The organism is Streptomyces sp. NPDC003248, assembly GCF_055563235.1.
The window spans coordinates 32,209-51,238 of sequence record NZ_JBVHDT010000012.1 but is presented as its reverse complement, the minus strand read 5'-3'; the positions used below and the strand labels follow the sequence as shown (position 1 = coordinate 51,238).

15 protein-coding genes are annotated in these 19,030 nt (G+C 74.6%); 9 read left to right on the top strand and 6 right to left on the bottom strand.

What is annotated here, in order from left to right:
* Window positions 1–23: 23 nt before the first annotated feature.
* The 3 genes from ACZ3KJ_RS25695 to ACZ3KJ_RS25685 all read left to right on the top strand — a co-directional run bounded on the left by ACZ3KJ_RS25695 (window position 24) and on the right by ACZ3KJ_RS25685 (window position 2,957).
* Window positions 24–1,088, top strand: a complete 1,065-nt coding sequence (locus ACZ3KJ_RS25695) for an ROK family protein (RefSeq protein WP_467530372.1) — start codon at window positions 24–26, stop codon at window positions 1,086–1,088.
* Entirely contained in the window at window positions 1,085–2,008 is a 924-nt protein-coding gene (locus ACZ3KJ_RS25690; RefSeq protein WP_467530370.1) for a 1-phosphofructokinase family hexose kinase, read from the top strand. Before ACZ3KJ_RS25695 ends, ACZ3KJ_RS25690 begins: the two co-directional genes overlap by 4 nt.
* 94 nt (window positions 2,009–2,102) lie before the next feature.
* Entirely contained in the window at window positions 2,103–2,957 is an 855-nt protein-coding gene (locus ACZ3KJ_RS25685) for a class II fructose-bisphosphate aldolase (RefSeq protein ID WP_467530369.1), read from the top strand.
* On the opposite strand, the gene ACZ3KJ_RS25680 is transcribed toward ACZ3KJ_RS25685, so the two are convergent.
* On the bottom strand, window positions 2,893–4,443 hold the full coding sequence (locus tag ACZ3KJ_RS25680; protein WP_467530367.1) for an FAD-dependent monooxygenase: 1,551 nt from the start codon (window positions 4,441–4,443) through the stop codon (window positions 2,893–2,895). The genes ACZ3KJ_RS25685 and ACZ3KJ_RS25680 overlap by 65 nt on opposite strands.
* A 56-nt stretch (window positions 4,444–4,499) precedes the next feature.
* Here ACZ3KJ_RS25680 and ACZ3KJ_RS25675 point away from each other — a divergent pair, with 56 nt between their 5' ends.
* The gene (locus tag ACZ3KJ_RS25675; protein WP_467530365.1) at window positions 4,500–5,111 is read left to right on the top strand and encodes a TetR/AcrR family transcriptional regulator C-terminal domain-containing protein; all 612 of its coding nucleotides are present in this window, start codon (window positions 4,500–4,502) and stop codon (window positions 5,109–5,111) included.
* Window positions 5,112–5,262: 151 nt separating this feature from the next.
* On the top strand, window positions 5,263–5,877 hold the full coding sequence (locus ACZ3KJ_RS25670; RefSeq protein WP_467530363.1) for a TetR/AcrR family transcriptional regulator: 615 nt from the start codon (window positions 5,263–5,265) through the stop codon (window positions 5,875–5,877).
* Between the two features lie 177 nt (window positions 5,878–6,054).
* On the opposite strand, the gene ACZ3KJ_RS25665 is transcribed toward ACZ3KJ_RS25670, so the two are convergent.
* Together ACZ3KJ_RS25665 and ACZ3KJ_RS25660 are read right to left on the bottom strand one after the other, a co-directional pair.
* The gene (locus ACZ3KJ_RS25665; protein ID WP_467530362.1) at window positions 6,055–7,395 is read right to left on the bottom strand and encodes a dicarboxylate/amino acid:cation symporter; all 1,341 of its coding nucleotides are present in this window, start codon (window positions 7,393–7,395) and stop codon (window positions 6,055–6,057) included.
* A gap of 395 nt (window positions 7,396–7,790) precedes the next feature.
* Entirely contained in the window at window positions 7,791–8,819 is a 1,029-nt protein-coding gene (locus tag ACZ3KJ_RS25660; RefSeq protein ID WP_467530361.1) for an MFS transporter, read from the bottom strand.
* A 339-nt stretch (window positions 8,820–9,158) separates the two neighbouring features.
* On the opposite strand from ACZ3KJ_RS25660, the gene ACZ3KJ_RS25655 reads away from it, so the two are divergent.
* Window positions 9,159–9,662 (top strand): MerR family transcriptional regulator, encoded by a 504-nt coding sequence (locus tag ACZ3KJ_RS25655; RefSeq protein ID WP_467530359.1) that lies wholly within the window; start codon window positions 9,159–9,161, stop codon window positions 9,660–9,662.
* A gap of 17 nt (window positions 9,663–9,679) precedes the next feature.
* Here the strand turns inward: ACZ3KJ_RS25655 and ACZ3KJ_RS25650 are convergent, their stop codons facing one another.
* Complete coding sequence (locus tag ACZ3KJ_RS25650) at window positions 9,680–10,642, bottom strand: MurR/RpiR family transcriptional regulator (protein WP_467530357.1); 963 nt, start codon at window positions 10,640–10,642, stop codon at window positions 9,680–9,682.
* 139 nt (window positions 10,643–10,781) lie between these two features.
* Between ACZ3KJ_RS25650 and ACZ3KJ_RS25645 the strand changes: the two genes are divergently transcribed.
* The 3 genes from ACZ3KJ_RS25645 (at window position 10,782) to ACZ3KJ_RS25635 (ending at window position 14,046) form a co-directional block, all read left to right on the top strand.
* A complete protein-coding gene (locus ACZ3KJ_RS25645; protein ID WP_467530356.1) occupies window positions 10,782–12,191 on the top strand; it encodes an MFS transporter in 1,410 nt (469 codons plus the stop codon).
* Window positions 12,188–12,661 carry a GAF domain-containing protein gene (locus tag ACZ3KJ_RS25640; protein ID WP_467530354.1) on the top strand — a complete coding sequence of 158 codons (474 nt, stop codon included), beginning with the start codon at window positions 12,188–12,190 and terminating at the stop codon, window positions 12,659–12,661. The genes ACZ3KJ_RS25645 and ACZ3KJ_RS25640 overlap by 4 nt, the downstream gene beginning before the upstream one ends.
* 149 nt (window positions 12,662–12,810) lie before the next feature.
* Window positions 12,811–14,046, top strand: a complete 1,236-nt coding sequence (locus ACZ3KJ_RS25635; RefSeq protein ID WP_467530352.1) for a metal-dependent hydrolase family protein — start codon at window positions 12,811–12,813, stop codon at window positions 14,044–14,046.
* A gap of 233 nt (window positions 14,047–14,279) precedes the next feature.
* Here the strand turns inward: ACZ3KJ_RS25635 and ACZ3KJ_RS25630 are convergent, their stop codons facing one another.
* Window positions 14,280–17,855, bottom strand: a complete 3,576-nt coding sequence (locus tag ACZ3KJ_RS25630) for a substrate-binding domain-containing protein (protein ID WP_467530351.1) — start codon at window positions 17,853–17,855, stop codon at window positions 14,280–14,282.
* 203 nt (window positions 17,856–18,058) lie between these two features.
* The gene (locus ACZ3KJ_RS25625) at window positions 18,059–19,027 is read right to left on the bottom strand and encodes a pectate lyase family protein (RefSeq protein WP_389518690.1); all 969 of its coding nucleotides are present in this window, start codon (window positions 19,025–19,027) and stop codon (window positions 18,059–18,061) included.
* Window positions 19,028–19,030 lie beyond the last annotated feature (3 nt).

The following is a 19,030-nucleotide window of genomic DNA, read 5'->3' as shown; positions in this document are numbered from 1 at the left end:
GCCTCCCCGGAAGGACGCCCCCGATGACAAGCAGCAGTCCGCCGCCCGGCCAGGTGGTCGCGGTCGACCTCGGCGGCACCGGCATCAAGGCCGCGCTGGTGACCGGTGACGGCGACGTCGTCCGCTCCGTGCACCGGGCCACGCACCGGGAGCGGGGCCCGCGCGCCGTCGTGGACGCGGTGGCCGACACCGCCGCCGCCCTCGCCGCCGAGAGCAGGGCCCTGACCGGGCGGGCACCGCTCGCCGTCGGGGTGGCCGTGCCCGGCCTGGTCGACACGGCCCGGGGGGTGGCCCGCTACTCCGCCAACCTCGGCTGGCGCGACGTGCCGCTGCGCGCCGTTCTCTCCGAACGGCTGGCGCTGCCCGTGGCCCTGGGCCACGACGTACGGGCCGGAGCGGTGGCCGAGGGCAGGATGGGCGCGGGGCGCGGCCACGACGACTTCCTGTTCGTCGCCCTCGGCACGGGCATCGCCGCGGCCCATGTGCACCACGGCCGGGTGCGGGAGGGCGTCCGCGGCGGGGCGGGCGAACTCGGCCATCTCACCGTCCGGCGGGGCGGGCCGCGGTGCGGCTGCGGGCGGCGGGGCTGTCTGGAGACGGTCGCCTCCGCGTCCGCGATCGCCCGCCGGTACGCCCGGGCGACCGGCGCCCTGAACGGGTCCCCCGGAGCGGACGGGTCCCGCTGCGAGAACGGGCCTGAGGGCGGAAACGGGACCGGACCGGACGGCGGTGTCACGGCCGAGCAGATCCGTGAACGCGCCGGCGCGGGCGAGCGGGTGGCCGCGCGGATCTGGGCGTCCGCCGTGCACGCCCTGGCCGACGGTCTCGCCGCGTACACCGTGCTCTGCGAACCCGGCGCGGTCGTGCTCGGCGGAGGTCTGGCACGCGCGGGCGCGGACCTGGCCGATCCGCTGCGCCGGGCCCTGGCGGACCGGCTGGCCTTCCACCGGCCGCCCGAGCTGCTGCTCGCCGAACTCGGCGACCGCGCGGGCTGCCGGGGCGCCGCCCTGCTCGCCCTGGACCTGGCCGGGGAGCGGGCCGCCGGACGCAGCGGCGGGGCCGCCCGGGAGGAGGCGGTCCGTCCGTGATCACCACCGTCACGCTGAACGCCGCCGTCGACGTCACGTACACGGTGGACCGCATCCGCACGGGCGGCAGCCACCGGCTCGCCGCCGCCCGGCACCGGGCGGGCGGCAAGGGGGTGAACGTGGCCCGGGTCCTGACGGCCCTGGGGCACACCACCGTGGTCACCGGGCTGGTGGGCGGGCCGCCCGGCGAGTCGGTGCGCCGGGACGTGGCCGCCTCCGGGATGCGCGACGCGCTGCTGACGATCGCCGGGACCACCCGGCAGACGGTGACCGTGGTGGAGGAGGCGGTCGGCGACGCCGCCGTCTTCCTGGAGCCCGGGCCCCGGGTGAGCGCGGCGGAATGGCTGGAGTTCAGGACGCACTACCGTCGGCTGCTCGGGACGTCGGCCGTGGTGGTGCTGTCCGGCAGCCTGCCCGGCGGACTGCCGGACGACGCCTACGCCGAACTCGTCGCACTGGCCCGCCGGTCGGACGTCCCGGCCGTCCTCGACACCTCCGGCCCGCCCCTGCTGGCCGCGCTGGAGGCCGGTCCCGCCCTGGTCAAGCCCAACGCCCGGGAACTGTGCGAGACCCTCGGCACCGAGGACGTCCGGGCGGGAGCCGACGCGCTGCGCCGGGCCGGGGCGCGGTCCGTGGCGGTGTCCCTGGGCGCCGACGGCCTGCTCGCGGTCACCCCCGACGGGGCCTGGCGGGCGAGGCCGCCGCGCCGGTTGGCCGGCAATCCGACGGGCGCCGGTGACGCGGCGGTCGCCGCGCTCAGCGCCGGCCTGCGGCACGGCCGGCCGTGGCCGGAACGCGTCCGCACGGCCGTGGCACTGTCCGCCGCCGCCGTGGCGGCCCCGCTCGCCGGGGAGTTCGACGCCTCCGTCTACGGCGAGCTCCTGCCCCGGACCACCGTCACGCCCGCGCCCCTGGAATGAGGTCATCCTCCTCCCCTCCCCCGCGCTTCCTCTTCCTCCCTGCCCCGGCGCGGCGGCACGCCCGCGTCCCCGCACTCCGAAGGAGATCTCGTCCATGCCCCTCGTGAGCACCGGACCGCTCGCCGAAGCGGCCGTCGCCGAAGGCCGCGGCCTCGGCGCCTTCAACGTCATCCAGCTCGAACACGTCACCGCGATCGTCGCGGCGGCGGAGGCGGCGGACGCGCCGGTCGTGCTCCAGATCAGCGAGAACACCGTCCGCTACCACGGCTCCCTGCGCCCCCTGGCGAACGCCGCCCTGTCCGCCGCCGAGGGCGCGCGGGTGCCGGTCTCGGTCCACCTGGACCACGCCACCTCGCCCGACCTGGTGGCGGAGGCCGTCGCGCTCGGCCTGCCGTCGGTGATGTTCGACGCCGCGGCTCTGCCGTACGCGGAGAACGTCGCCGCGACCGCCGCCCTGGTGGAGCGGTGCCACCGGCACGGGGTGTGGGTGGAGGCCGAACTCGGCGAGATCGGCGGCAAGGACGGCGCCCACGCCCCGGGGGTGCGCACCGACCCCGGCGAGGCGGCCGCGTTCGCCGCCGCCACCGGCGTCGACGGCCTCGCGGTCGCGGTCGGCAGCTCCCACGCGATGCTCGCGCGGGACGCCGTGCTCGACTTCGCGCTGATCCGCGCGCTGCGCGCGGCCGTCCCCGTCCCGCTGGTCCTGCACGGCTCGTCCGGGGTCGGGGACGCGGGCCTGGTCGAGGCGGTGGCGTGCGGCATGACGAAGGTCAACGTCTCGACACATCTCAACGCCCGTTTCACCCACGCCGTACGGGCCGACCTGGACGCCCGCCCGGAGTCCGTGGATCCGCGCCGCTATCTGAGCGCGGGCCGCGAGGCCGTCACGGCCGAGACCGAGCGCCTGCTGCGCCTGCTGCGCCGCACCCCCGTGCCCGCCCGCTCCTGACGTCCTCCTGCCCTTCCCCCCGGCCGGCGGCGACACGGTCCACGGCCGCGGACAGTGCGGTGTCGTCCGGGTCGGTCCCGGCCCAGGCGACATGGCCGTCGGGGCGGATCAGGGCGGCGCGCACGGTGCTCCAGGCGGCCGGGGGACGGTCGAGCGTACCGGTGTGGACGGCGAGCCCCGGCAGCGCCCGGTCGCCGAGTGCGCCGTCGGCCGTGAGGTCGAGCAGGAGGTACGCGTCCGGGCGCAGCAGGGTGAACAGGCTCCTGTGCGTACCGGTGAAGGAGAGGTCGGGGGCGCGGGTGCCCGTGAGGGGGTGGGCTGTCGGGTCCGCGGAGGGGTAGCGGACGGCGAGCGCGGTGAGCCGTTCGGACAGGGCGCGGCTGAACGCCGGCTGGTCGGCGACCATCCCGCTGAGCAGGGAGCGCAGGGCGAGGCCCTCGGGTGTGAAGGTGGACATCAGGGCGGTCTGGGCGCGGCTGTGTTCCGCCAGCTGGACGCCGACCGGGTGGCGTTCGGCGTGGTAGGTGTCCAGCAGGCCGTCCGGGGCCCAGCCGTTCAGGGTCGCGGCCAGCTTCCAGCCGAGGTTGTGCGCGTCCTGGATGCCGACGTTCATCCCGACTCCCCCGGCGGGGAAGTGCTGGTGGGCGGCGTCGCCCGCCAGCAGGACGCGGCCGCGTCGGTACGCGGCGGCCACCCGGGTGGCGTTGCCGAAGCGGGACAGCCACGACGGGTCGCGCATGCCGAAGTCGTCGCCGGCGGCGGCGACGGTCTTCCGCCGCAGCTCCTCCAGGGTGAGGTCGCCCGGCCACTCGGTGGTGAGGCTGTCGGGGCTGACTCCCACGATGCGGAACCGCCCGCCGGGCAGCGGTGCGACCATCACCCCGCCCTGGAGGGTGAAGGCGCTGAAGCCGGGCTGCGGCGGGTTGTCGAGGGTGACGTCGCCGAGCCAGCCGAGGACGGTGGAGGGCGTGCCGGGGAAGTCGACACCGGCGGTGGTGCGGACGGTGCTGCGGGTGCCGTCGCAGCCGACGACGTACGCCGCCTCGATCTCGTACGGTCCCTCCGGCCCCGCCACCTGCACGGTGACCGACTTCGCGTGCTCGGTGAACCCGGTGACGCGATGCCCGCGCTCGATGGTGGCGCCCAGCCCGAGCGCGTGCTCCTGGAGCAGTTCCTCGGTGCGGGACTGGGGCAGGGCGAGGGTGTACGGGAACGGGGTGTCCAGTGCGCCGAAGTCGAGCCGGTCGTCGAGCACGGCGAAGTGGCCCGTCGGGATCGGCAGGCCCTCGGCGAGGAACGGCCGGTGCGCCCCCCGTGTGGCCAGGACCTCGATGGTGCGCGGGTGGACGGTGAGCGCCTTGGAGCGCTCGTCGATCTCCCCCCGCTCCTCGACGACGGTGACGGAGATCCCGCCCAGCCGCAGTTCGGCGGCGAGCCAGAGGCCGACGGGGCCGCCTCCGGCGATGACGACGTGGTGCCTGTCCATGAAACCCACTTTCTTGGTCGGTGACCAATAACCTGGATCCGCAGTAAACTAGGTCAGTGACCAATAGGCAAACGGGAGACCGTCTCGAACCCGGCACCGTGATCCGTGCCGCGCTGGAACTGCTGGACGAGAAAGGCCTGGACGCGCTGTCCACACGGGCGGTCGCCCAACGGCTCGGTGTACGGATGAACACCGTGCTGTGGCACATGAAGACCAAGGCCCGGATGCTGGAGCTCATGGCGGACGCGGTCGTCGGCGAGATCCCGCTCGACGACCTGCCGGCCGCACCGGACCGGCGCGCCCGTGAACTGGCCCGCCGCTACCGGCGCGCCCTGCTCGCCCACCGCGACGGCGCCGCGCTCGTCGTCGGCACCTTCGCCGCCGAGCCGCACACCCTCCGTCTCGCCGACACCCTCGTCGCCGCGCTCCTGGACGACGGACGGAACGAGCGCGAGGCCGCCTGGACCACGTGGACGATCATGTACTTCACCCTCGGCCTCACCCAGGAGGAACAGGCGGCCGGGCGGCAGCCGCTGGGCGACCGCCTGGCGGACGCGGTCTCACGGGCGAGCCACCCGGCCCTCCACCGCGCGCTCGGCCACCTCGCCCCCACCGCCTTCGACGAGCGCTTCGAGTTCGGCCTGGCCTCGATCCTCGCCCGGCGGTGAGCAGGGCGGGCGCCCGGCCGCGGCGAGGCCGAGGACGGCCGGGGGTGGTGTCGGCCGTCCTCGGCCCGGGTGGCCTCGGCCGGGGCGGCGATGATCACCGTGCGATAACCTCGCCCGGGGGAGGACGTATCCGCGGGGGAAGAGGCAGAGGATGACAGGGTCGACGCGCACCTCCGTCCGGAGCGGCACGCGGGCGCGGTACGCCAACGGGGAGCGCAAGCGCGCCGAACTCGTGGGCGCGGCCTTCCGGGTGTTCGCCGAGAACGGCTTCGAGCGGCTCTCCGTCCGCCAGATCGCCGAAGCGATCGGCACGAGCCACACGCTGCTGCTGCACCACTTCGGGTCCAAGGCCGCGCTCCTGGAGGCCGTGCTCGCGCGCCGCGAGGAGATCGAGGGGCCGTGGCGCCTGGCGCTCATGGAGGACCGGGGCCTGCTCGACACCGTGCCGGAGGTCATGCGGAACAACGCGGAGATCCGGGGTGTCATCCGGCTCGACGTGACGCTGCGCGCCGAGGCCGACCGGCCGGAGCACCCGGCACACGAGTTCATCCGGCGCAGGGACGCGGACTTCGTCGACTCGGTCCGCACCGAGCTCGAACGCGAACAGGACGCCGGCCGTCTCAGGCCGGACCTCGACCTGTCCGTCCTGGCCCGCCAGATCACCGCGCTGATCGAGGGCATCCAGGTCGCGTGGCTGCACGACGAGACGATCGACATGGCTGCCCACCTGGAGGCGTTCATGTCACTGATCAGGAAACCTCGGTAGCGGTGGCCGAGCGGCTTCGGCCACCGCCTCCGGCCGGCCTCGCCGCGGCGTCGGGCGGCCGCCCTGCCCGCCCGACGCCGGACAGCACTCCGCCCCGCCGGCTGTGGCCGGCGGGGCGGAGTCAGGTGTCGCGTCCGCGCCCCGGACGCGGCGGGACGGGGGCGGCGGGCCGGGGCGTCAGCCGGCCGCCGGAGCGGCGGCGGGCCGCGGCTCGGCGTAGACGCTCTCCACGTCGTCGACGGGGGAAGCCGTCGCCGTGTCGTACTTCGTCCGGTCGAGGATCTTCTCGCGGGCGGAGACGAGGACCGGGACGAGGGCCTGGCCCGCGACGTTGGTGGCGGTGCGCATCATGTCCAGGATCGGGTCGATCGCGAGCAGCAGGCCCACGCCCTCCATCGGCAGGCCGAGAGTGGACAGGGTCAGCGTGAGCATGACGGTCGCGCCCGTCAGGCCCGCGGTCGCCGCCGAGCCGATCACCGAGACGAACGCGATGAGCAGGTACTCCCTGATACCGAGCTCGACGCCGAAGATCTCGGCCACGAAGATCGCGGAGATGGCCGGGTAGATCGCCGCGCAGCCGTCCATCTTGGTCGTCGCGCCGAACGGCACGGCGAAGGAGGCGTAGTCCTTCGGGACGCCGAGGCGGATCACCGACTGCTGGGTGACCGGCATGGTGCCGACCGAGGAGCGGGAGACGAACGCCAGCTGGATGGCGGGCCAGGCGCCCTTGAAGAACTGCAGCGGGCTGAGCCTGGCGACGAAGGCGAGCAGCAGCGGGTAGACGCCGAACAGCACCAGCGCGCAGCCGATGTAGATGTCGGCGGTGAAGGTCGCGTAGTTGCCGATCAGGTCCCAGCCGTACTGGACGATCGCGCGTCCGATGAGGCCCGCGGAGCCGATCGGGGCCAGCAGGATCACCCACCACAGGGCCTTCTGGAGCAGTTCCAGGACGGACTCGGAGAGGGCCAGCACGGGCTGGGCCTTCGGGCCGATCTTGAGGATGGCGATGCCGGCCACGACCGCCATGAAGACGATCTGGAGGACGTTGAGCTCCGTGAACGGTGTGATCACGTCCGTGGGGACGATGCCGGTCAGGAAGTCCAGCCAGCTGCCGGCGTGGTCGGGCTCGGCGCCGTCGGCCGGGGTCAGGTCGGAGCCGGAGCCCGGGTTGGAGACCAGGCCGATGGCGAGGCCGATGCCCACCGCGATCAGCGAGGTGGCCATGAACCAGAGCAGGGTGCGGCCGGCCAGCCGGGCCGCGTTGTTGACCTTGCGCAGGTTGGTGATGGACACCGTGATCGCGAAGAAGACCAGCGGGGCCACGGCCAGCTTCAGCAGCTGCACGAAGATGCCGCCCACCTTGTCGAGGGTGGTGGCGAGCCAGGACACGTCGTAGGTGCGGGCGACGTAACCGAGCACCAGGCCGACGACGAGGCCGAGCAGGACCTGGGCCCAGAACGGCAGGGGTATCCGGAAGCCGGGCTTCGCGGGCTTCGGATCGGCGGTGTTCGCGGACACGGACACACTCCAGTGAGGACGCGCGGGGATGAACGGGGAAGGGGGACGAGCGAGAGGAAGGCAGGCGCGGGGCGGAGATCGCGCGGACGCGTCGACGACGCCGCCCCGGATCTCGGCGAGAGACCGCCGGTCAGGGGCGACAGGCCGCCGACATGCGGCGGCAGAGGTCGATGTGCAGACGAGCCACGAGCGGCACGCTCACGACCGAGCGGCCGGCGCGTCGGGCGGCGGCTGCGTGGTGGGCGGCTTCTGTCTTCACCCAGAGAAATTAACACTTGCACTTTGAGAACATCAAAGTCGTTCTTTGGAGGCCCTCCGTCGAGCGCCCGCGTCCCCGCCCCGCTCGGCGCTCCCGGGCAGGGGACGGAGGGGCGGCGAGGGCTACGGGCGGCCGGTCACCGCCGGAGTCCCCCGGCGTCGTGGCCGGCGCGCATGCTCGCCGCCGCGCCCAGGAGCAGTGTGACGGAGAGCATGGTGAGCGGTGCGGTCCAGGCGCCGGTGGCGGTGTGCAGGGCGGCGGCGACGGCCGGGCCGGTGGCGGCGAGGAGGAACCCGCAGGTCTGCGCCATGGTGGACAGGGCGGTGACGTGCTCGTGGTCGCGGCCCCGGCGGGCGTGGAGCACGCCGGGCAGTGCCTGTCCGGCGCCCAGGCCCACGCCCAGGACGACGACCCACACCATCGAGGTGCCGGTCGGGGCGAGCAGGAGCCCGCCGAGCCCGAGCGCGCAGACCAGGGCGGTCACCAGGATGTGGGGGCGCTGGTCGGCGTGGCGGGCGGCGAGGACGGGGGCGGCGAAGCCGCCGACGGCGACGCCGCAGATGAGGAGGGCCTGTCCGGTGCCGGCGGCGCCGCTGCCGAGCCCGGCCTGGACGAGGACGGACGGCAGCCAGGCGAGCGTGGTGTAGAACGCGAGGGTCTGCACCCCGAAGAAGGCGGTGAGGCTCCAGGCGACCGCGGTCCGGGCCACGTGGGGTCGCCCGGCCCGCGCGGTCCCGGCGGCCGGAGCGGGGCGGGGGGCCCGGTGGCGCAGTTGCGGGGTCGTGCCGGCCGCCGCGAGGACGGCGGGGACGACGGCCAGGCCGACGGCCCACTGCCAGGCCCCGGTGGCCCGGGCGACCGGGACGACCAGGGCGGCGACCAGCGCCGAGCCGGCGCCCATCGACAGGGCGTAGACGCCCATCATGGTGCCGACGCGTTCGTGCGGGAACCGTTTGCGTACCAGAACCGGTATGAGCACGTTGACGACGGCGGTGGCGGCGCCGACGACGACCGTTCCCCCGAGCAGGCCCGGCAGTCCGAGGACGCGCAGCACCGCGCCGGCCACCAGCACGAGGCTCGCCCACCACAGGGCGCGCTCCTCCCCACAGGGCGCGCTCCTCCCCGAGCCGTCGCCCGAGCACGGCCCCGAGCGGGGCGAAGGCACCCATGCACAGCGGCGGCAGCAGCCCGAGCAGGGAGACGGTGGCGGAACCGAGACCCGCGACGGGAGCCAGCGGCCCGACCTGCCCGAACGGGACCCGGGTGTTCAGGCTCAGCAGCACGAAGCCGACGACCAGCAGCGCGCCCGCGCCTCGGCCGGGCGGTGGTGCGCCACGGTCGGCGCGGTCACGGCGGGCGGGGACGGCCGCCGTCGGCGACGGCGGCGGGCACGGGGACGGGGACGGCGTCACGGGAGATCCTCCGGAGCAGGGTGGTCAGGCTCGTGCCAACCCTGCGCGCTCAAGTCCGCTTGAGCGCAAGCCGTCCCCGCGCGGAGGAGCCGATGGAGCAGCTGTACTCGATCAGCGAGGTCGCCCGCGCCTTCGGCGTCTCGGTGCCGGCGCTGCGCTACTACGAGGAGCGCGGACTGATCCGGCCGAGCGCCCGGCGCGGCCGGGTGCGCCAGTACGACCGCGCGGCGCTGGAGCGGCTCGTGTACGCCCAGTTGTGGCACCAGGACGGGCTGATGCCCCTCGCCGACACCGCCACCGTGATGAACAGCGCGAACGCCCGGGAGCGTCACGCCGTGATCACCTCCCAGCACGCCGCGATGCAGGAGCGGATCGACCGGCTCCTCCAGGCCGCCGCCATGCTGCGGCACATGCTGGACTGCCCGGCCGACCATCCGCTGAGCTGCCCGGTGACCGGCGCGTACATCCGCTCCCGCGTCGACGCCACCCTCGCCGGCGAGGACCCTCCGGAGGTCCCGTTCCGCCCCGCACCGGACGAGGTCGCCTTGCGCCCCGTACCGGATGAGGTAACGGCGCGTGAGGCACCGCCGCGCTGAATCGGCTCGGGGCCTTGTCAGGCCTGGTGGGTGCCGGGTTCGGGGCGCGGGCGGGGGCGGCGGTGCAGGAGGCCGAAGCGGTCCCACTGGGCCTCCGCGGCCTCGATGGAGCGACGGGTGCGTCCGGCGTCCACGGTGGCCAGTTCGGCCACGATCGCCTGCACCAGGGCGGTGCCGGCGGTGAGGGAGGGGAAGAAGGAGACGCCCTCGGCCGGGACCAGCAGGACCTCGTCCGCGGCCTCGGCCAGGGCGGGGCTCGCCGCGTCGGTGAGGGCGTAGACCTTGGCGCCGCGGCGGTGCGCCTCCCCGGCGGCCAGCACCGTACTGGCGTACAGCCGCCAGAAGCTGATGGCGATCAGCGTGTCCTCGCCGGTCATGGCGGAGACGACGTTGGCGAGCTGGGCGTCGCCGCCGGTGACGGCGGTGACGGCGTAGCCGGCCAGGCGGGCGTTGTGGGCGAAGGAGATGCCGGTGGCCGCGTAACTGCCGTCCGCGACGACGACGGTGTGCCGGGAGGCGGCGACGGCCTCGGCGACCCGGCGGACCGCGTCCGCGTCCAGCCGGCGGGTGAGCAGGGCGAGACTGTCCAGGTCCCGGCGCAGCGACGCCTCACCGGCGGCGTCGGTGGCGTGGCGCTCGGCGGCGACGTCGGGGGCGCTCAGCGCGGACAGGTAGCGGGCGCGCAGTTCCTGCTGGAGCGCGGGCCAGCCGGCGAACCCGAGGGCCTGTGCGGTGCGGGTGACGGTCGCGGTGTTCACGGCGGCCAGGGCCGCCAGCTCCGCCGTGGAGGCGAAGGACGCCCGGCGCGGCTGGGTGAGCAGGACGTCGAGGACCGCCGCGCCCTTGGTCCGCAGCCCGCGTGCGGGCAGCCGGCCGCGCAGCCAGGCCTCGAAGCCGTCACCCGCGTCGTCGCCCGTGGCGTGGTCCTGGGCGCGTCCGGCGCCGGTCCCCGCGTCGGCGTCCGCGTCCGTCGAAGTCACCGAGCCCCCTCCAGTCTCCCGCTGCGTGTTACGGGGTCAGGCTACCGGCGTAACGAACAGAAAAATCTGCAACAGCTATTGCAGATGGAAGGAAGTGCAGAATACGTTGCTCGCATCTCGATCCACGGAGGTGCGGGCCATGTCCCTGACGGCAAGATTGGACCGTCTGCCCCTGAGCAGACCTCACTACGCGTTGTTGCTGATCGGCGGGCTGGGCTACACGTTCGACGGCATGGACTCGGCGGTCGTCGCCTTCCTCATGCCCAGCGCCCAGGAGGCATGGGACCTCGGCAACGGCGCGCTCGGCCTGATCGGCTCCGCCTCGCCGTTCGGCTTCCTCTTCGGCGCCGCGCTCGCGGGCATTCTCGGCGACCGCATCGGCCGCCGCAAGGTCATGATGTGGGCGCTCGCCTTCTACGCCTTCTTCTCCCTGGTGGCCGCCGTCGCGCCGAACTACGAGGTCTTCCTCGGCGCCCGGGTCCTGGCCGGTGCCGGCGCGGGGGCCGAGAGCGCGATCATCGCCCCGTTCCTCTCGGAGTTCGTGCCCGCCGCCCGCCGCGGCTGGTTCGTCGGAGCGCTCGCCGGCTTCTTCTCCTTCGGTTTCGTCGCCGCTGCCCTCATCGGCCGGTTCGTCGTGCCCACCGTGCCCGAGGGCTGGCGCGTCGCCCAGGTCATCACCGCGCTTCCGGTGGTCATGCTGCTGTGGTGGCGCCGGACGCTGCCCGAGTCCCCGCGCTACCTGATGGCCCGCGGCCGCCACCAGGAGGCCGAACAGATCGTCGCCGACCTCGAAGACCGGGTGCGGGCGGCGACCGGCGAGCCCCTGCCGCCCGTACCGGCCCAGGACGCCGCCGCGATCGCACCGGTCCGCTCCACACCGAGCCTGCCGACCGCGCTGCGCTACCTGTGGACCGGCCCGATGGCCCGGCGTACGGCGATCACCTGGCTCATCTGGTTCGTGATCACGTTCTCGTACTACGGCTTCTTCTCCTGGATCCCGACCCTGCTGGTCCAGCGCGGCATCACGGTGACCAAGAGCTTCGAGTTCTCGATCATCATCTACCTGGCGCAGATCCCCGGTTACTTCTCGGCGGCCTGGCTGTCGGAGCGGCTCGACCGCAAGAACGTCATCGCCCTCTACCTCAGCGGCTCCGCCGTCAGCGCCTTCTGGCTCAGCCAGACGTCCACGCCCGTGTCGATCACCCTGGCGGGCGCGGTCCTGTCGTTCTTCCTCAACGGCACCTACGCCGGCGTCTACTCCTACACCCCCGAGGTCTTCCCGACCTGGATCAGGGCCACCGGCACCGGCCTGTCCAGCGCCTTCGGCCGCGTCGGCTCCATCCTCGCCCCGATCATCATCGGCGTCTCGGCCGCCGGCTACGGCTTCGCCGGGGTGTTCGGCCTGACCACTGCCGTCCTCGCGGTCGGCGTGCTGTGCACCGTCCTGTTCGGCGTCAGCACCGCGGGCCGCTCCTTGGAGGACCTCACCGAGCCGGCCGTCCCCGCCCCCGCCGAGGGGCCCGCGCGGCAGGAGGTGGCCGGGCGATGACCGTTCCCCCCGTGTCCGACGCGGCCGCGACGCTCGCCGCACTGGAGGAGGAGGTGCGCGCCACCGTGGGAGTGCGCCTGTTCACCGTGCTGGCCTGGCTGCCCGAGCGCACCACCCTGCGGCGGGTCCACTCCAGCCACCCGGAGCAGTACCCGGTCGGCGGCGAGAAGTCCGTGGAGGTCTCCGGCGGCTGGCTGGAGCACTGCATCAGCCGGCAGCTGCCCTACCTCGGCCCCGACCGGGCCGCGGTACGGGAGGTCTTCGCCGACCACCGCGTCATCGACGCGCTCGGCTGCGGCGCCGTCGTCAACACACCCGTCGTCGACGCCGGACGGGTTCTGGGCGTCCTCAACGCCCTGGACGCGGAGGGCAGCTACGACGAGGCGGCCCTGCGCACGGTCGCCGCCCTGGCCGACCGTGCCGTACCCGCCCTGCGCGCCCTCACCCGGGGCGCGCTGCCGCCCGGCTGACATCACCGGGGCGGACCGGACCGGTCCGCCCCGGTGCCGTGGTCGCCGGCCGGCCGCGGCACCACCGCCGTACACCACCGCCCGCCCACCGCGACCCGCGTGCCGCGACCCGCGCGCGGCCTCCCGCCGCCGTACCGAGGAGTACCCCCTTGTCCCTGCTGCTGCGCAACGCCCTCCTGCTCGACGTGGAATCCGGCACCTACGAGGAACGCGACGTGCGCTGCGCCGACGGGCGCATCGCCGAGACCGGGTCGCGGCTCACCGCCCCGGACGGCGTCCGCGTCGTCGACCTCGCCGGAGCGCCCGTCCTGCCCGGCCTGATCGACGCGCACGTCCACGTCACCGCCGCCACCGCGGACCTCGGTGCGCTGCCCCACTCCTCCCCCAGCTACATCGCCGCGCACAGCGCCCGCATCATGGGCGGCATGCTCGACCGGGGCTTCACCACGGTCCGCGACGCCTCCGGGGCCGACTACGGTCTCAGCGACGCCCAGGCCGAAGGCCTCGTCCGCGGCCCCCGGCTGCTGTTCTGCGGCCGGGCCCTGAGCCAGACCGGAGGCCACGGCGACACCCGCGGACGCGGCACCCTGGTCAGCGACGACCACCCGTGCTGCGCCGGCCTCGGCCGCGTCGCGGACGGGGTGGACGCGGTCCGCGCCGCCGCCCGCGACGAACTGCGCAAGGGCGCCCACCACCTGAAGGTCATGGCGTCCGGCGGGGTCGCCTCGCCCACCGACCGCATCGACTCCACGCAGTACTCCATGGACGAGCTGCGCGCGATCGTGGAGGAGGCCACCGCGGCCAACCGGTACGTCGCCGCCCACGCCTACACCGCCCGCGCCGTCAACCGCGCCCTCGATGCGGGCATCCGCTCGATCGAGCACGGCAACCTGCTCGACGACGAGAGCGTCCGGCTGTTCGCCCACCACGACGCGTTCCTCGTGCCCACGCTCGTCACCTACTGGGCGCTGAAGCAGGAGGGGCCGGAGCACGGGCTGCCCGCGGACAGCCACCGCAAGGTGGACGAGGTGCTCGGCGAGGGGCTCGCCGCTCTCGAACGGGCCGCTCGCGGCGGGGTCCGCACGGTCTACGGCAGCGACCTGCTGGGCGGCATGCACCACCACCAGAACGAGGAGTTCCGGCTGCGCGCCGAGGTGCAGAGCCCCCTGGACGTGATCCGCTCCGCCACCAGCACCGCCGCCCGGCTGCTGTGCCGGGAGGGGGAGATCGGGACGACGGCGCCGGGTGCCTGCGCCGACCTCGTCGTCCTGCGCGGCGACCCGCTGACCGACATCGGCTTCCTGGCCGACCCCCGGAACGTGGCCGGTGTCGTCCAGGGCGGCGCCGTCGTCGCGGCCGGCGCGGAGTCGCCGTTCACCGCCTGACCGCCCGCCCCGCGCGAGGGCGTCCGGAGCCTCGGCACGGCCCGCGAGCGGGCCCGGAACCCCTCGCGGGCCCGGTTCCGGGCCGGCCAGGGGGCTCCTGCACGAACCTCGTTCCGGGCCGGCCACCGCCCCCCTCGCAGGCCTCGTTCCGGCCGGCCCGGCCGTCAGGCCGTCAGGCCGCCAGCCCGTCACCGTCAGGCCGTGGCCGCCAGGCCGTGGCCGCCAGGTCCGCGTCACGGTCCCGGGCCGCCGGCCGACTCCTCGCGGTAGAGGCGCGGGGCCACTCCGGTCACCTTGCGGAACACCCGGCTGAAGTACGCGCGGTCGCGGAAGCCCACCGCGCGGGCCACGCTCTGCACGCTGTCGTCGCTCAGCCGCAGGCGCTGCGCGGCCCGGCCGATGCGCACCCGGGTCAGGTACTCCCACACCGTGAGGCCGTAGCGCTGCTGGAAGAGCTTGCCGAGGTGGTCGGGGCTGACTCCGGCGGCCTGCGCCACCTGCCAGCGGGAGATCTGCCGGCGCCAGTGCTCGTAGAGGAAGACCAGGGCCTCGTCGAGGACGTCCCGGGACCGGGACGGCGGCAGGCCGCCCTGCCCGGCCAGGTCGCGGACGAGCGCCGCCGCCTCGTGCGGTGCGAACACGTCGAGGTCGAGCATGAGCAGCGCCGGGTGCGGGCGGCTCCGCCGCGCGTCCTCCGCCGTCAGCCCTTCGTGCCCGGCGACGACGACCGGGCACAGGGCGCGGCCCGCACCGTCGTACAGACGGTCCACGACGTCCAGCCCCCGCAGATCGGGCAGGGCGCGCTCCAGCACCACCAGCCGCGGCCGCTCCTCGGCGACCAGGGCCAGGACGGCCGTCGCGTCGGCGACCACCCGCGTGGGGTGGTCGGGCAGCGCGGCCTCCGCCAGCCGGCGCATCGTCTCCCGGGACTCCCGCGAGCCGCCGGCGACGATCACGGGCGCCGCGAACCCCTCTGGCCGCAGGGCGCGCAGGACCTGCCCCAGATCGGTGCCGTGGGCGCCGAACAGCAGGAACGGCGTGTGCCGCAGCGCGGGATGGTCGTGCAGTCGCTGCACCGCCCGCCACTCCTGCGGGCGGTCGGGCAGCGCGTCCCACACGACGGCCGCGGGGGTACGGTGTTCGACCGAGCGGATGAGGTCGGGCAGGGAGTCCGGCCGGGACTCCTCCAGTCCGTGCCGGGCCACGAGTTCCGCCACGTCCGGGGCGAGCGGGCCGGGCGTGAGGACGAGGAGCGGCGCGGCACCGCCGCCGGTCAGGTGCGCCTGCCCGTCCGGTGCCGGCAGGGGCAGGTGCAGGACGTACTCCGGGCGGCTGTCGGTGCCGGAGAGGGTCAGTGCCCCGCCGTGCATCATGGCCAGCCGGCGGGCCGTGGTCACCCCGACGTCGGACGGCTGACCGGGGCGCGGGCACGGTGCGCGGGCGTCGGGGACGGCCACGGTGATCCGTATGCCGCGGGGGGTCAGGACGGCGGTGACCTCGGGCGGGCGCGCGCCGGCCCGGTCCGCGGCGGCGGACAGGACGTTGTGCAGGATCTGCCGCAGCCGTGTCTCGTCCACCCACACCGACGGCAGCCGCCGCGGCAGGTCGAGCCGCCAGCGGGAGGCCGCCGGCCGCGCGCCCGCCGCCGTCGTACAGGCCCGCGCCAGTACGGGCAGCGGGTCCAGCAGCCGCCGGGACAGCACGAGGTCACCGGCCTCCGAGCGGGCCAGGTCCAGCAGGTTCTCGATGAGGTACAGCAGCCGGGCCGCCTCCTGGCGGACGCCGGTGAGCGCCGTCCCCGGATCGCCGCCGTGCTGGAGCATGGCCTCCACCGGGGTGCGCACCTCGTCCGTCACGTGGGTCAGCAGCCGTGCCTGAAAGCGGCTGGCCTGCTCGGCCGCGTCGCGGGCCCGGCGCACCTCGTCGAAGAGGCCGATCGCCTTCAGGGCTGCGCTGATCTGGTCGCCCAGTTCCCGGTAGAGGGCGCCGTCGTGGTCCACGGCCTCCGTGCGGGTCGCGTCGAACACGGCCACACCGAGGTGTTCGTCACCGATGTGCAGGGGTTCCAGGACGAGTGTGTACCGGTCCTCGCGCGGCAACAGCGCGTCGGGCAGCAGCAGGCCGGCCGGGAACGCGGGTTCGCCGAGCGCGCCGGAGACCGCGGGGGTCCGCTCCCCCGCACGGTTCAGGACCGTCCGCGCCATGCCGCGCACGGCCGGGTCGGCGGAGTCGTGGGCCCGCTCGTACAGGACGATCCGGCAGTGGGGGACGCCGGGTTCGGTGAGGTGCCGTTCCAGGACGTCGGCCAGCCCTTCCAGGTCCACCACCGTGGTCAGGGCGGTGCCGAACTGCCGTAGTCTGCGGGCGCGTCGGGTCTGGGACCAGCGTTCGTACTCCAGCAGGGCGCGTGACCGCTCGGCCGCGAGGAGGCGGGCACGTCCGAACAGGAGCTCACCGGCCCTGCGGTGCGGCCGGGGCAGCGCGTCCACCACGTCGCGGCGGGCGCCTTCCAGCGCCTGGTGCCAGCGGTCGACCTCGGCCTGGGTGCCGGCGTGCCCGCGCAGCAACTGCTCCACGAGCGTCAGGAAGGCGCCGGGCCGGTCACCGGGGTCCGCCTCCCCGCTCGCGGCCGCACGGTCGGCCGGCGCTTCGGCGGCCGGGACCGACTCGCCCCCGTCGTAGGGGAGTTCCCCGGCGCAGGCGCGTTCCCCGGCGCAGGGGGGTTCGGCGTGGAAGGGGAGTTCGGCGTGGAAGGCCGAGGCGAGCCGGGCGCCCGCGGACGGCAACAGCGAGTCGAGGGCCGCCCAGCCGACGTGCGGTGCCCCCGCGTGCGGGGACGACGGCGCCGGGGACGCTGCCGCGGGAACCGGTGGTGAGGTGCCGTACGCCGAGGAGTAGGGGCAGCCGCAGGAACGGCGCGGTACCAGGGTGGCCGGGATGGTCGTGCGGTCGGGCGGCCGGGTGCCGCGCAACCGGGCGACGAGGGTGTCCACCGCCAGCGCGCCCAGTTCCGCGAAGGGCAGGGCGACCGAGGTGAGGGGCGGGTCGCCGAGCCGGGCCTCGGGGGAGTCGTTGAAGCCGACCACCGCGACGTCCTCCGGCACCCGCACCCCGCGGTCGGTCAGGTAGCGCAGCGCTCCCGCGGCGAGGACGTCGCTGCACGCCAGCACCACGTCGAAGTCGGAGCCCGGCACCAGCCCGCGCGCCTCGATCAGTGCCCGCATCGCCGAGGCTCCCGCCGACGCGGCGAAGTCGGCGGCGGTGCCCACGAGGGTGTGCTCGTGCCGGATGCCGTGGTGGCGCAGGGCGTCGACGTAGGCGCGGTAGCGCTCTTCGGAGACGGGGTGGGCGAGCGGGCCGCGGATGCAGGCCGGCCGTCGGCGGCCGTGCCGTACGACGAGGTGTCCGACCAGTTTGCGCATGCCCGCGTGGGAGTCGATGGACAGCACGTCGGTCTGGTCGCTGAGCGGCTGGTTGAGGCTGATCAGCGGCAGGTGGGCCAGTCGCCGCAGCAGACCGCGGGCCCGGGGGCCGCCGGAGGGCAGGCCCAGGGTGGAGCTCCAGCACACGACGCCGTCGAGCCGGGCGGGTCCGGCCAGTTCGTAGAGTTCGCTGCGGTCCACGTCCCCGTGGAGCAGGTTCCCGCCGGGGAAGCAGACCAGGTTGACGTGGTTGCGCCGGGCCGCCGCGCAGACGCCGGACCACAGGGTGGCGCCGACGCCCAGGTGGATGTTGGCGGTGAGCAGTCCCACGGTGAGCGGCCGGTCCGGTCCGCGCGGCGGGTCGGCGGCGCACAGGTCTGCGGCCATCCGCGCCCCTTCGCTCGCCCTCCACCGGGGTCCCCCGCGGCGCCGGCGCCGACGGGGCACGGGGGAACCTAGAGGAGGAGGTGCCATGGGGCAAGACCGGTGACACGGCGGTCACCGGTCCTGCCCTCGTGCGGTGGTACGGGTCGGATTGCGTGGTGCGGGTCGTCAGGTGCGGTGGTGCGGCTCAGGTGCGGTGGTGCGGCTCAGATCTTGCCCACACCGGCGCCCGCGGTCACCGTCGCCTTGACGTTGCACGCCGACTCCGCGGTGTAGCTGTACGGGATCGACGCCACGGACCCGCCGGTCTGTCCGGCGGTCGAGTTGACGAAGCAGTTGTTCTTCGCCACGAGCGAGCCCTCGTCGGAGTCGCCCTCACCGAGGTGGTAGGTGTCGTCGGTGTTCTCGAAGTAGTTGCCCTCCACGAGGACGCCCGCGCTCTCGGTCGAGGCCACTCCGTAGGAGCCGATGTCGCTGAAGTAGTTGTTCAGCACGTGGACCGGGTTGCCGAAGCGGACGCGCGGGTTGCGCTGGGTGGTGCCGTCGAACCAGTTGTGGTCGTAGGTCACCTTCAGCTTGCCGGTGTCCTCGCTGGAGTTGTCGTCGGAGTGGCCGAGCAGCATGTTCTTGTCCTGGTCGTGGGTGCGGTTCCAGGACACCGTGATGTTGGTCGAGGCGCGCTTGATGTCGACGGCTCCGTCGTACGCGTCCGAGATGTCGTTGTGGTCGATCCAGACGTTGGTCGAGTACTGGACGTTGATGGCGTCGTCGTTGGAGCCCGTGAACGTCAGGTTCTGGATGATCACGTTGCTCACGCTGGCGACGTTGAGTCCGCTGCCCGTGATCTTGCCGGCGGTGCCGACGCCGACGATGGTCTTGTTCGAGGCGACCTTCGTCATCGACGTCAACGCGATGGTGCCGTTGACCCGAACGGTCTGGGTGGTGCTGCTCTGCACCGCCGAGATGAAGGCGGAGGCCGTGGTGACGGTCACCGTGCTGCCGCCGGCCCCGCCCGTGGTGGCGGCGCCGAAGCCGACGGGTCCGGCGGCCGCGATCGCCGTCGGCTCCTCGGCCGCGGTGGACCCGCTGGCGGTGGTGGCTCCGATCAGGGCCAGCGCCGCGGCGCTCGCCGCGGTGGCTCCGGCCAGGGTGAACCGTGCGCTCGTCCTGCGCATGTG